Source organism: Rhodococcus jostii RHA1, assembly GCF_000014565.1.
GTDB classification, from domain to species: domain Bacteria; phylum Actinomycetota; class Actinomycetes; order Mycobacteriales; family Mycobacteriaceae; genus Rhodococcus_F; species Rhodococcus_F jostii_A.
In genome coordinates, this window is sequence record NC_008268.1 from 1732840 (window position 1) to 1745551 (window position 12712).

Annotated in this window: 13 protein-coding genes; 7 read left to right on the forward strand and 6 right to left on the reverse strand. The window is 67.9% G+C overall.

Going from position 1 to position 12712, the window contains the following annotated elements:
- Position 1: 1 nt before the first annotated feature.
- Entirely contained in the window at positions 2 to 1219 is a 1218-nt protein-coding gene (locus RHA1_RS07990; protein WP_237726853.1) for an LLM class flavin-dependent oxidoreductase, read from the reverse strand.
- A gap of 40 nt (positions 1220 to 1259) precedes the next feature.
- On the opposite strand from RHA1_RS07990, the gene tnpB reads away from it, so the two are divergent.
- Positions 1260 to 2702 (forward strand): IS607 family element RNA-guided endonuclease TnpB, encoded by a 1443-nt coding sequence (gene tnpB, locus RHA1_RS07995; RefSeq protein ID WP_202800447.1) that lies wholly within the window; start codon positions 1260 to 1262, stop codon positions 2700 to 2702.
- On the opposite strand, the gene RHA1_RS08000 is transcribed toward tnpB, so the two are convergent.
- On the reverse strand, positions 2683 to 2880 hold the full coding sequence (locus RHA1_RS08000) for a hypothetical protein (RefSeq protein WP_011594589.1): 198 nt from the start codon (positions 2878 to 2880) through the stop codon (positions 2683 to 2685). The two genes, tnpB and RHA1_RS08000, sit on opposite strands and share 20 nt — an antisense overlap.
- A 93-nt stretch (positions 2881 to 2973) precedes the next feature.
- Here RHA1_RS08000 and RHA1_RS08005 point away from each other — a divergent pair, with 93 nt between their 5' ends.
- A complete protein-coding gene (locus RHA1_RS08005) occupies positions 2974 to 4485 on the forward strand; it encodes an ATP-dependent DNA ligase (protein WP_011594590.1) in 1512 nt (503 codons plus the stop codon).
- 88 nt (positions 4486 to 4573) lie between these two features.
- Positions 4574 to 5050 carry a hypothetical protein gene (locus RHA1_RS08010; protein WP_011594591.1) on the forward strand — a complete coding sequence of 159 codons (477 nt, stop codon included), beginning with the start codon at positions 4574 to 4576 and terminating at the stop codon, positions 5048 to 5050.
- Positions 5051 to 5056: 6 nt separating this feature from the next.
- On the opposite strand, the gene RHA1_RS08015 is transcribed toward RHA1_RS08010, so the two are convergent.
- On the reverse strand, positions 5057 to 5539 hold the full coding sequence (locus tag RHA1_RS08015; RefSeq protein WP_011594592.1) for a VOC family protein: 483 nt from the start codon (positions 5537 to 5539) through the stop codon (positions 5057 to 5059).
- Between the two features lie 94 nt (positions 5540 to 5633).
- On the opposite strand from RHA1_RS08015, the gene RHA1_RS08020 reads away from it, so the two are divergent.
- Positions 5634 to 6362: an SDR family oxidoreductase gene (locus tag RHA1_RS08020; RefSeq protein ID WP_011594593.1), complete on the forward strand. Its 729-nt coding sequence runs from the start codon at positions 5634 to 5636 to the stop codon at positions 6360 to 6362.
- A gap of 2 nt (positions 6363 to 6364) precedes the next feature.
- Here RHA1_RS08020 and mddA read toward each other — a convergent pair whose 3' ends face one another.
- Positions 6365 to 7147: a methanethiol S-methyltransferase gene (gene mddA, locus RHA1_RS08025; protein ID WP_011594594.1), complete on the reverse strand. Its 783-nt coding sequence runs from the start codon at positions 7145 to 7147 to the stop codon at positions 6365 to 6367.
- 134 nt (positions 7148 to 7281) lie between these two features.
- Between mddA and RHA1_RS08030 the strand changes: the two genes are divergently transcribed.
- The 3 genes from RHA1_RS08030 to RHA1_RS08040 are packed head-to-tail and all read left to right on the forward strand — an operon-like array spanning position 7282 to position 11433.
- The gene (locus RHA1_RS08030; protein WP_011594595.1) at positions 7282 to 10494 is read left to right on the forward strand and encodes a DEAD/DEAH box helicase; all 3213 of its coding nucleotides are present in this window, start codon (positions 7282 to 7284) and stop codon (positions 10492 to 10494) included.
- Between the two features lie 46 nt (positions 10495 to 10540).
- Entirely contained in the window at positions 10541 to 10957 is a 417-nt protein-coding gene (locus tag RHA1_RS08035) for an acyl-CoA thioesterase (protein ID WP_011594596.1), read from the forward strand.
- 44 nt (positions 10958 to 11001) lie between these two features.
- Positions 11002 to 11433 carry a hypothetical protein gene (locus RHA1_RS08040; protein ID WP_011594597.1) on the forward strand — a complete coding sequence of 144 codons (432 nt, stop codon included), beginning with the start codon at positions 11002 to 11004 and terminating at the stop codon, positions 11431 to 11433.
- An 8-nt stretch (positions 11434 to 11441) separates the two neighbouring features.
- Here the strand turns inward: RHA1_RS08040 and RHA1_RS08045 are convergent, their stop codons facing one another.
- Positions 11442 to 12179: a pyrimidine reductase family protein gene (locus RHA1_RS08045; protein ID WP_011594598.1), complete on the reverse strand. Its 738-nt coding sequence runs from the start codon at positions 12177 to 12179 to the stop codon at positions 11442 to 11444.
- The gene (locus tag RHA1_RS08050; RefSeq protein ID WP_011594599.1) at positions 12179 to 12706 is read right to left on the reverse strand and encodes a flavin reductase family protein; all 528 of its coding nucleotides are present in this window, start codon (positions 12704 to 12706) and stop codon (positions 12179 to 12181) included. Before RHA1_RS08050 ends, RHA1_RS08045 begins: the two co-directional genes overlap by 1 nt.
- Between the last annotated feature and the right edge of the window lie 6 nt (positions 12707 to 12712).

The following is a 12712-nucleotide window of genomic DNA, read 5'->3' on the forward strand; positions in this document are numbered from 1 at the left end:
GTCAGTCCCGAGCGGGCAGCGGGGGTAGTTCCAGATTGTCCCGGAACGTGTCGCCCGCGTAGTCGTTGCCGACGATTCCGCGACGCCGTAGTTCGGGCAGCAGCCCGTTGACGACGAAGTCCCGGCTTCGTTCCTCGGCGAGCCCGCCGAGGGAGATGACGTCGAGGACACCGGCGTCGTAGCGCTCCTGGACGGCGTCGGCGAGTTGTTCGGGTGTTCCCGCGACCGCCCAGTGGCCGGTGTCCTTGGACGCGATGATCAGTTCGCGCAGGGTCCGCCCGGACGCGGCGAGCCGGCTGAAGATTTCGACCCGGCCCCGGCGGCGGTTCACCGACCGGACGTCGGGCAGGACGCCGGCCGGGATCGGCTTGTCGAGCGGCAGCCCGGACAGGTCGACGTCGCCACCGAGCATGTCCTCCAGCCGGATCCGGCCGGCGTCGAGGTCCGTCGCCTCCTCCTGTTCCCGCACCAGCCGGCGCACTTCTTCCTCGGACGCGCCGTAGGTGGCGTGGAAGGAGCTCATGATCAGCGGCAGCCCGTCGGCGCGGCCCAGTTCGGCGGCCCGCGCCCGGATGCTCTTGGTGTAGGTGACGGCGTCCACGAGGGTCGGCAGCGACGTGAACACGACCTCCGCGAACCGGGCCCCGAATTCGACGCCGGCCGCGGATTGGCCGGCCTGGAACTGCACGGGACGACGCTGCGGCAGCGGCGGGATGTTCAACGGGCCCTTCACCGTGAAGTACGTGCCCGCGTGGTCGATCGGGCGCACTCGATCGGCGTCGAGCGTGGTTCCCCCGGCACCGTCGGAAGTGAGCGCTCCGGGTTGCCAACTGTCGAACAAGGCGTTGATCACCTCGAGGGATTCCGTGGCGCGGGCGTAGCGTTCCTCAGGGCTCGGCAGGTCGCGGTCGCTGTAGTTCTCCTCGCTGAGTGACGACGTGACGGCGTTCCAGGCGGCGCGACCGTTGCTGACGTGGTCGAGGGTGCCGAACAGCCGCGCGAGGTTGTACGGGTTACCTACTTTGTCGGCGCAAGGTCGTACCCTGCTCGTGTTGGCCGACGATGGGGGTGGTTGATGATCTGGTGCGGGAGATGACCGGGGTGATGAAGTCGCTGTGTGCGCCCGCCTGTACGGGTAGCGCAGTGCCCGTCGCCGTGCTGCCGCCGCCGTGGCGCCCATGAGGGCCACCGCGGTATTCGCGGATCGGACTGCCGACATCGCTGCGCCGGATCCGTCCCGAAAGGTGATCCGGGCGTTCGTGTACGTCCTCGATCCCACGCCGGAACAGGTCGAGGCACTGCGGTCGCACTGTGGGGCGCAGCGCTTCGCCTACAACTGGGCACTGTCGCAGGTGAAAGCGAACCTCGACCAACGGGCGGCGGAACGCTCCTACGGTGTTCCCGAGGCGGAGCTGACCCCGGCGATGTCATGGTCGGCGTACAGCCTGCGCAAACACTGGAACACCGTCAAAGACGACATCGCTGTCAACCCTGAGACCAGGCAGCCGTGGTGGCCGGAGAACTCGAAGGAGGCCTACAGTTCCGGGATCGCGAACTGTGCTGCAGCCCTGTCGAACTGGTCCGATACTCGGTCCGGGAAACGTAAAGGCTCGATGGGGTTTCCCCGATTCAAGAGCAAACGGGCGGCGCTCTCCTGCCGGTTCACTACGGATGCTTTCGGTTTGGTCACCGACGGCGGTGACCGCCGTCATGTGAAGTTGCCTCGGATCGGGGCGATCCGGACGTGTGAATCCACCCGCAAACTGGCCCGCAAGACGATCGCCGGGTCGGCTCGGATCCGGTCGGCGACCCTGTCGTACCGTCGGGGCCGGTGGCAGGTGTCGTTCTCCGTCGAGACCACGCTCCCCGCCAGGGCACTCCCACCCACCGGTGCCGCCGCGGTCGCCGATCGTGGTGTGGGCGGTTGGTTAGTCGGAGTCGATGTGGGGGTCAAACACCTCGCTGTTCTCTCGACTGGGGAGATGATCGAGAATCCGAAACATGCACGGAAGCAGGCGAAAAAACTTCGTCGTCTGGAGCACCGCGCATCGCGGCGGGTCGGCCCGGATCGTCGCACAGGTCAACAGCCCTCCCGGCGGTGGCAGCGCACCCAGGACCAGATCCGGGCAGTGCACACCCGCATCGCCGCCGGACGCTGCGATCACCTGCACAAACTCACCACTCGGTTGGTGCGGGACTTCGATACCGTCGTTGTCGAAGGTCTCAACATCGCGGGAATGACCCGATCCGGTGGCGCCTACAAACGCGGGCTGAATCGGGCCCTACATGATGCGGGGCTCGCCGAGATCCGGCGACAACTGGCCTACAAGACCGAGTGGACCGGCACCGGACTGCATGTGGCGGATCGTTGGTATCCGTCGAGTAAGACCTGCTCGAACTGTCAGGTAGTGAAAACCAAACTGCCTTTGAAGGTTCGGGTGTTCACCTGCGATGCGTGCGGTTACCGCGCTGATCGTGATCACAACGCTGCCCTCAACCTTGCTGCCCTCGCAGCGGTTGTTGACGGTTGTGCGTCTTCGGCGAGTTGCGGACGAGACGTAAAAGAAGCCCGACAGAAACCAACCATAAGACCCGCCACTCGGCGGGCTGACGGTATCGCTGCGGGAACACCACACAGTGGTGAACGTGGCCGGGGTAACCCGGACACTCATGCCGAGTGCACTAAACAACACTCAGCGTGAACGGTGGTGGAACGTGGTGGTCTCGCGGCGCGTCGAACTTGTTCGCCTCGGCGATCTTCGCGATCTCGATCGACGACGCGACGGTCGACTGCTGCGGATCGATGGCAGCGGCATAGGTGCTCACGGCGCCGCTGACTCCCGTGACCGTCTTCAGCGGCCGGCGACGTGGGGTGCTCATCGTCGATAGCCTAGGAACGACGGCCCGGTCCGCCCAGCGTTACGATCAGGCGGATTCTGACCGCCTGCGGGACGTTCCGGTTACCGTCGGGGTGTGCTGTTCTCGCAGATCGTCGCGACGTCCCGGGACGTGGGGGCCACGCGGTCGCGCAAGGTGAAGGTCGGGGCGCTGCGCGAGGTCCTCATCCAACTGGAGCCGGCCGAGGTGGAACCGGTGGTGGCGTGGTTGTCCGGGGAGCTTCGGCAGGGCCGGATCGGGATCGGCTGGCGGACACTCGGCGACATTCCCGCCACCCCGGCCGACGTCCCGGCCGTGACGGTGTCGGACCTCGACGGGACCGTCACCGCCGTCGCCGGGATCTCCGGTTCCGGATCCGCCGCCCGCCGACGCAAACTGCTCGCGGACCTCTTCGCCCGCACCACCGCCGACGAGCGGGACTTCCTGCTGCGACTGCTCACCGGCGACCTTCGCCAGGGTGCGCTCGAGGGGGTGATGACCGACGCGATCGCGGCGGCCGCCGACCTTCCCGTCGAACCGGTGCGCCGGGCGTTCATGCTGTCGGGACGCCTTCCCGCGACGGCGGTCGCGGCGTTCGACGGCGGCGTCGACGCCCTCACCGCGTTCCGGCTGGAGGTCGGTCGTCCGGTCCGGCCCATGCTGGCCTCCCCCGCCGAATCACTCACCGACGCGTGGACCGAACTCGGCGGCGACGTCAGCGTCGAATACAAACTCGACGGCGCGCGCATCCAGGTGCACCGCAACGGCGACGACGTGCACGTCTTCACCCGCACCCTGCGTGAGATCACCGGCAGCGTGCCGGAACTCGTCGAACTCGTCGCCGGCCTGCCCTGCACGTCGGCGGTGTTCGACGGGGAGACACTGGCGCTCACCGACAGCGGCCGGCCCCGACCGTTCCAGGAGACGATGAGCCGCTTCGGCGCCGAGTCCGCCCGCGACCTGCTGCTGCACCCCTACTTCTTCGACTGCCTGCACCTCGACGGCGTCGACCTTCTGGACGCGCCGCTGGAGGAGCGGCTGGCGGCCCTGGAACGCGTTGCCCCGCAACACCGCATCCCCGGGCTGATCCGCCCCGACAGCGACGGCGCCGCAACCCATTTCGACGACGCCCTTGCCGCCGGGCACGAAGGGGTGATGGTCAAATCGCTCGCCGCGCCGTATGCGGCGGGACGACGCGGCCGCGCCTGGCAGAAGGTGAAACCGGAGCACACGCTCGATCTGGTGGTGCTCGGCGCCGAATGGGGTTACGGGCGACGCACCGGCTACCTGTCCAACCTGCACCTCGGCGCACGCGACCCGGACGGCGGCGAACCCATCATGGTGGGCAAGACGTTCAAGGGCCTCACCGACGCGCTACTGCAGTGGCAGACGGACGAATTCCCGCGCCACGAACGCGACCGCGACGATCACACCGTGTACCTGCACCCCGACCTCGTCGTGGAGATCGAACTCGACGGCGTCCAGGTCAGCACGCGTTACCCCGGCGGCCTCGCGCTGCGATTCGCGCGCGTCCTGCGCTACCGCCCCGACAAGACTGCCGCCGAAGCCGACACCATCGACGCCGTGCGAGCCCTGCTGCCGGGTTGACGCCGCCCCGCTCGTCCTGCGCGGCGAGCGTGTGCGCGGTAACCTCCCCGGCACAGATAAGGACGCCGCGCCGCGAGGGGGTCGACTGGTGATCTTCGTTTCCCGTTTCGTGCCGTCCCCCGTCGAGCGCACCGTCCGGAGGGCGGCCTCGGCTGCCGAGGGGCCGGTCCGCGTCGCCGTATGTGCGGTGACCGTGCCGATCGAGGTCGCGAAGACGTCGTTCCACATCCTCCGGCTCACCGAGGAACTGCTCGAGGAGGTCGTGTTCCTGTTGCGGACGATGCGGCCGGTGGTCGAGGCGGTGAGCACCACCCAGCAGTCCGACAATTTCGACACGGTGTTCCGGACGCTCGAACAGATCCAGCAGTCGGCCGACGCGATCGCCCGCACGCCGATCGGGGTCGTCCGGAGCGTGTTCGCGCCGGCCCGTCCGTCGCCCGAGCAGATCGACTATCACCCCACGATCATCGACGCCGAGCCGCCGAAGCCGTCCGGCGTCGCGGTCCGGATCGCGTCCCTCACCGTGACGGCGCCGAGCATCACGTTCGGCAGTCCGAAACGCTGACCCGGGCTATCGTCCGGGAAAGAAGTCGGCGCTCTGCACGTAATCCATTGCGGCGGTGAACGTCGGGTCACTCATGCGCCTGGTCATCTCCGCCCCCTCGACGTCCTCGATGTGGGTCTGGACCCACCAGAGGGTGCCGAACGGGTCGCGGACGCGTCCCACGAGGTCGCCCCAGAACAGGTGCGTCGCCTTCGTCACCAGCGTGCCGCCGGCCGCGACGGCCTGCGCGAGCACCGCCTCCGCGTCGTCGACGTAGAGGCGGAGGAACCCGGGCGTCGGCGGCCAGTCGGGTCGGGCATCGAACATCATCACGACGGCGTTCCCGATCCTCACCTCGGCGTGCCCGATGGTGCCGTCCTCGCCCACCATCCGTCCGAGTTCCTCGCCGTCGAACGCCGCCTTCACGTAGTCGATGAGCGCGGCGGTGTCGCGGGAGATGATCCACGGTGTGACGGTGGTGTAGCCCTCGGGAATCGGATCGACGGTCATGCGGTCCTCCTGCGTCGGCGAATCGGTTCACTCACCGTAGAACCGATAGCGGTCAGCTTTGGTCCGCATTTGATCGCCCGGATACGCTCGTATCGTGTCCGAACACATCCTCGTCACCGGTGGATCCCGCGGCATCGGCGCAGCGGTGGTGCGCCTCGCCGTGCACCGCGGCTATCAGGTGACGTTCACGTTCCAGAACGACGACGAGGCCGCCGAGCAACTCGTCCACCAGTGCGGTGTCCGCGCCACCGCGGTGCGGGCAGACGTCCGCGACGCGGATGAGGCCGTCGCCGTCGTCGATGCGGCCGACCAACGCGGTCAGCTGGTCGCGTTGGTCAACAACGCGGGGACCACCGGCGCGCTCGGCACGTTCCTCACCACCCCGGACGCAGTGGTGCGGGAGGTGTTTGACGTCAACGTCTTCGGGGCGATGGCCTACGCCCGCGCGGCCGCCGAGCACTGGATCCGAACAGGGCGCCCCGGCGTCATCGTCAATCTCAGTTCGATCGCGGCCCGCACCGGCGCACCGGGCGAATACGTCGGGTACGCGGCCTCCAAGGCGGCCGTCGACAGTTTCACGGTGGGACTCGGGCGGGAACTGGCGAGCGCGAACATCCGCGTCGTCGGCGTCGCTCCCGGTACGACGGACACCGACATCCATGCCGCTGCCGGCGACCCCGGACGACCCGGGCGAGTGGCCGGGAAGGTGCCACTCGGCCGGGTCGCGGAACCCGAGGAGATCGCCGAAGCGGTGCTGTGGGCCCTGTCCCACCAGGCGTCCTACGTCACCGCCACGACCATCGACGTCGCCGGGGGTCTGTGACGCTAGCGCCCTCGCGAGCCGACCCTCGGGACGAGCATCGGCACCCGTGAGCGGTAGGTGCGGTAGTCGTCGCCGAACGTGTCGACCAGGTCGTGCTCCTCGAAGCGCACCGCCACCAGGATGAAGCCGGTGGTCCCGACGGCGAACAACAACCGGCCCCAGGTCATCGTAGGCGCCACCCAGAACGCGATGATGAAACCGGCATAGAGCGGGTGCCGGATCACCCGGTACAGCACAGGGGTCCGAAAGTGACTGGGCAGAGCCGACTTTCCGCTCTGGTTCCGCAGCACCTGGCGCAGCCCGAACAGGTCGAAGTGGTCGATGGCGAATGTCGCCGCCAGCACGAGGGCCCACCCGCCGAGCGACACAACGTAGATCACGACGCGGACCCAGTCGGTCTCCACGTCCCAGATCTGCTCGGGTAGCGGACGCCATTGCCACATCAGCAGCGCCAGCGCGGCCGTGGCGAACAGTACGTATGTCGAGCGCTCCATCGGTTCGGGGACGATCCTGGTCCAGCGTTTCTTGAACCAGGGCCGGGCCATCACCGAATGCTGCATGGCGAAGACCGTCAGCAGCACCACGTCGATGACCACGGCGACCGCGACGGGAGCGTCGGGGCCGTCGTTGATCGTGTGGGGCACCACGAGTCCCTCGACCCATCCGATCGCGTACAGGAACACGATCAGGAACGTGACGTACACGAGCGTGCCGTACACGGTGATCAGTGTTCGCGCGACTCCACCAGTGCGATGTTTCCGGTGTGTTTCGACCATCTCGGCCATGATGTTCTCTCCGATCCATGGGTTTCCCCCGACGCTCCGAAGTCTCCGATCGGGCGAGGTGCGGAACAAGGAACCCTGGGGTGGGAGTCGCCGCACCCCGCGACCGTGTCGGATGAGTTGACTACCCTGTTGCCATGCTTCCCGGGGACTTGCGCGACATCGACGTGGCGTCGATCAAGGCGGTCCTCGGCACCACCACGTACACCCGCGGCGAGCAGTATGCCCGCGACCACGCGGTCATCGAGATGTCGTGGGATCCGGCGGCCAAGGAGCTGTGGGGCGAGGTGGCGGGCACGGCGACGGAACCGTACTCCGCGTCGGCGTTCATCGTCTCCAGCAGCGGCCGCACCGTGTACCGGTACGGGATCTGCACGTGTCCGGTCGGCATGAACTGCAAGCACGTCGCCGCCCTGCTGATCACCGCGATGAAACAGGCGAGGTCCGAGGCCCAGGCGGCAGTCGCGCCCACCTGGGAACGCTGGCTCGGTTCCCTGCTCACCGCCGATCCGTTCGGCGACTCCGGCAGGCGTTCGCCGCTCGCCGTCCAGTTCCGGGCCCAGGCGTCGGCCGCCGCCGCGGCACCCCAGTTGCTGGTGCGGCCCGTCCAGCCGGGGAGTAAGGGCTGGATCGTCGGCGGGCTGGCGTGGAACAAGCTGGGCAGCCAGTTCCAGCACCCCGCCGAGCAGATCCGGGTGCTGCACGAGATTCACCTGCTGTCCGTCAACGGTCTGACCTACCGCCGCCAGAACCACACCGATCTCGATCTCAGCGTCTTCCCCAGCCGCCAGCTGTGGTCGCTGCTCGACGAGGCCGCCCGGGTCGGTGTGGAGCTCATCCACTCCTCCAAGCGTCGGGGCGCACTCGCCCCCTACCGCTCGGCGGAGGTCTGCCTCGACGCCACCCGCGACGACGCCACCGGCGCTCTCGTCGTGCGGCCGGTGGTCCGCGTCGACGGCGAACCTGTCGACGCAGTGACCGTCGGCTTCATCGGCGTCCGGGCCCACGGCCTGTTCTACGTCGACGCGGACGAGCGCATTCACCTCGCGCGCCTCGACTCCGTCGTGCCCGGCCCCTTACAGGATCTGGTGCGCCGCCGCACACCCATCGAGGTTCCCGCCGCCGAAGAGTCCCGTTTCCTGACGGACTTCCTGCCGAAGCTCCGCAACCTGGCCACGGTCATCTCCTCGGACGGCTCGTTCGTCCCACCCGCGATCTCCGAGCCCACCCTGGTGATGCGGGCGTCGTATCTCCCCGACCACGAGGTCGCCGTCGACTGGGAATGGCTGTACACCGTCGGGGACAACGAGCACCGTGCGCCGCTGACTGCCCGGACCCCCGGCGACGAGTACCGGGACGACGCCCGCGAGCGCGCACTGCTCGGGGAGCTCGACATCGCCTGGGACAGATACAGGTTGGGGTCGGGCGGTCCGGAAGCGACGGCGCTGCGCGGACTCGACACGATGCGGTTCACCACCGAGGTCCTGCCCCTGCTCCACGGCAAGTCCGACGTGTCGATCGACGTTTCGGGCGAACCCGCCGACTACCGGGAGGCCGGCGATTCCCTGGCCATCGGGGTGTCCGTCACCGCATCCGAGGGCGGCACCGACTGGTTCGATCTCGGCGTCACCCTCACAGTGGAGGGCCGGGACGTGCCGTTCGACCAGGTCTTCTCGGCGCTGGCCGCGGGGAAGACCGAGTTGCTGCTGCCCGACGGCGCCTACTTCTCCCTCGACAAACCCGAACTCCACACGCTGCGGAAGCTGATCGACGAGGCGCGGGCCCTCCGCGACCGCGCGGACGGGACGTTGCGGCTGAGCCGTTTCCAGGCGAGCCTGTGGGACGAGTTCGCCGCGCTCGGCACCGTCGAACGTCAGGCGACGCAGTGGCGGCAGCAGGTGGACGGCCTGCTCGCGCCCACCAACATCGGGCCCGCGGAAGCCCCGAGCACGCTGGACGCCCAGCTGCGTCCGTATCAGCTGGAGGGGTTCCGCTGGCTGGCCTTCCTGTGGGAGCACGGGCTGGGCGGCATCCTCGCCGACGACATGGGGCTCGGCAAGACACTGCAGGCGCTGGCGTTGATCTGCCATGCGCGGCAGTCGAATCCGGCCGCGCCGCCGTTCCTCATCATCGCCCCCACCAGCGTCGTGTCGAACTGGGAGTCCGAATCGGCCCGCTTCGCTCCGGACGCGACCGTCGTCGCGATCTCCGACACCCGATCCCGGCGGCGCGTCCCGTTCGACGAACTGGTCGAGGGCGCCGACATCGTCGTCACGTCGTACACCCTGTTCCGTTTGGAGTTCGAGGCCTACGCGGAGTCCGCGTGGTCGGGGATGATCCTCGACGAGGCGCAGTTCACCAAGAACCATCAGTCCAAGATCTACCAGTGCGTTCGCCGGCTGGAGACGCCGTTCAAGCTGGCGATCACCGGCACGCCGATGGAGAACAACCTGATGGAGCTGTGGTCGCTGCTGTCGATCACCGCCCCGGGCCTGTTCCCGAATCCGGCCCGGTTCACCGACTACTACCGCAAGCCGATCGAGAAGCAGGGCGACACCGAACTTCTGGCGCAGCTGCGCCGCCGGGTGAAGCCGCTGATGCTGCGCCGCACCAAAGAGCAAGTGGTGAAGGATCTTCCGGCCAAGCAGGAGCAGGTGCTCGACGTCGAACTGCACCCGCGGCACCGCAAGGTCTACGACACCCACCTGCAGCGTGAGCGGCAGAAGATCCTCGGCCTGCTCGCCGACGTCGACAAGAACCGCTTCACGATCCTGCAGTCGCTCACCCTGCTTCGGCAGCTGAGCCTCGACGCCGGACTAGTGGACGCCGAGTATCACGACGTTCCGTCCGCGAAGGTGGACGCCCTGCTCGAGCAGCTCGCCGACGTCGTCGCGGGCGGTCACCGGGCGCTCGTTTTCAGCCAGTTCACCGGGTTCCTCGGCAAGATCCGCGACCGGCTCGCGGACGCCGGGATCGCGCACAGCTACCTCGACGGCAGCACCCGGCGTCGCGGCGACGTGCTCCGCGAGTTCAAGGAGGGCGCCGCCCCGGTGTTCCTGATCAGCCTCAAGGCGGGCGGCTTCGGGCTGAACCTCACGGAGGCCGATTACTGCTTCATCCTCGACCCGTGGTGGAACCCGGCGACGGAGGCTCAGGCCGTGGACCGGGCGCATCGCATCGGGCAGACCCGGAACGTGATGGTGTATCGGCTGATCGCGAAGGACACGATCGAAGACAAGGTGATGGCGCTGAAGGCGAAGAAGTCGGCGCTGTTCGCGAGCGTGATGGACGCCGACTCCCTGCTCAGCTCCAGTCTCGACGCCGACGACCTCCGCGGGTTGTTCGAGTAGTCCCCTGAGAATGCCGGCCCGCCGGCGTCTGGGTAATGTCCGATCCATGCCTCGTTACACGATTGCCCTGCGGAACAACGCCACGCCGGACGCGCCGGCGTCCGTGAGCCGCCATGTGCCGTTCTACTGCGCGCACGAGGCGGCGGGCGCGGCGTGGAAGCGGGCGCTCGTCGAGGCGTGCGGCGACCTGCTCGACCCGGTCACGCAGACCGCCGTGGTGAACGTCGTCAGCAACTTCGGACGCGAACTGTTCACCGGTGACGCGGACGTCGTCGTCACCCTGGACCGGATCGGCACCACCTCCCTGACCTTCCTGATCACGGTCCACCAGGACGGCGTGCAGGCCGCGGAGCTGACCGTCGTACTCGTGCACCTCGATTCGAGCCGGGCGAACTCGGCGCCGTGGTCGCCGGCGCAGATCGCGGCGCTCGAGGCGCTGCGGGGCGCTCCGGCCGTCGCCTGACCTCGATCGATCGAAGTTTCAACGAAGCCTGATCTGGGCATTTGATGCGTATGAGTATCGAAGACGGGCCCGGTGACACGCTGAGCCCCAGCGAGAGCCTGGACTCCGACGACGTGCGCAACAACGACGGCGACGACGTCGTCGATCCGCCCGATGGGTGGAGTGAAGCCGACAAGTTCGGCACCACGGCGCGCGAGGAGCGGGAGGGTGAGTCCCTCGACGAGAAGTTGTCGGAGGAAGAGCCCGACGTGATGCTCGAGGAGCAGAGCGAGGTGTCGTTGGAGGATCTCCCCGACGACCAGCTGACCGAGGACGTCGACCGTGTCATCGACGACGAGGACATCGACATTCCGGTGTTCGGAAACAAGCATGCCGACGTGGTCGAGGGCGTCATCGTGCAGGACTCGCGCACCGACCGGGGGCAGATCGACGGGTCCGCGGAGGACGGCGATTCGTTCTTCACGGTCCTGGACTGACGGCAGTGTCAGCCGCGCTGCGTTCCCCGGCCGTAGCGCAGGTAGAGAAAGTCGTCGTTGATCAGAGCATGCTCGAGTGAAAGTGTGCGCGGCGCTTGCACTGTCGGGCCAGACGATGCGGGCAGTGTTTGCGGACCGGCCAATCGCGGGGCGAGGGTCAGGCACATCTCGTCCACCAGATCGTGTGTGACGAGATCGTGGAGGAGGGTGGGGCCGCCCTCGCACAGGATTCGGCCGAACCCGCGGTCCCGCAGAGCGGCCATGAGGGCAGGCATCTCGACGCTGTCGTCACCCGCCACGACGATGTCCGCCGACTCCCCGAGTGCTGCCCCGCGCGTTTCTGCCACCCGTCGGGTGGTGACGACGATCGGCCTGACACCACCGGCGAACAATGGCGAATCCGGCGGAACGTTGCCCGTTCGTGTCACGACGGCGATCGGCGGTGGTGCGTCGAGTCCCCACCGTTCGAGTCGATACCGAGCCTGTTCCTCCGTCAGCTGCACCGGTCCGTACGTTTCGGCGCGGACGGTGCCGGCCCCGACCAGAACCACGTCGGCATACGCACGCATCGCACGCAGAAGTTGGTGATCCACCGGGTCGGACAGCGGCCGGACGCGTCCGCCGAACGCCGCCGCACCGTCCAGGCTGGCAACCATGTTCACCCGTACCCCGTCCGGCGGGTCGCGGTAGAACTCTTCCGCCGACACCTCGTCGGCACCGCTGCTCAGCTTGCGCATCTGCGGCATCACGCCTCGTGCCCGGGTTCGAGGTCGCGCACGTCGGAGAAGGTGACCAACTGCCCGAGGTCGTCCGGGGCGGATCCGGTCTCCGGGGCGAGGAGGAACGCGACGTGGTCACCGAGTTCGAGTCGTTCGAGGATTCGGCCGCTGAACCATGCGGGTGAATCGTCCAGGATCGGCAGCCCGTGCGGGCCGGGATGCCAGTCGCATCGGGCGAACTTGTCGATCTCGTCCCCGGTTTGCGCGCCGAAGAGCGTCGCGAGCGCGACGTGGTCACGGGTCAGGATATGCACCGCCAGACGCTCCGCGTGCGAGGCCACCGAGAAGGTGTGATTCTTGTTGGACAGTCCGACCAGGAAGCGCGGCGGATTGATGCTGACCTGCGACGCGAACCCGACGAGGCACCCCGACATCTCGTCTTCCGACCGTGTGGTCACCACGAACATCGGATAGTTCAGGAGCGCGACGACGTCCTCGAAAGCCTGACAGGCATCCCGATCAGTTGCGTCGATGTCCCCGGTGCGATCGGCCATGGGTCC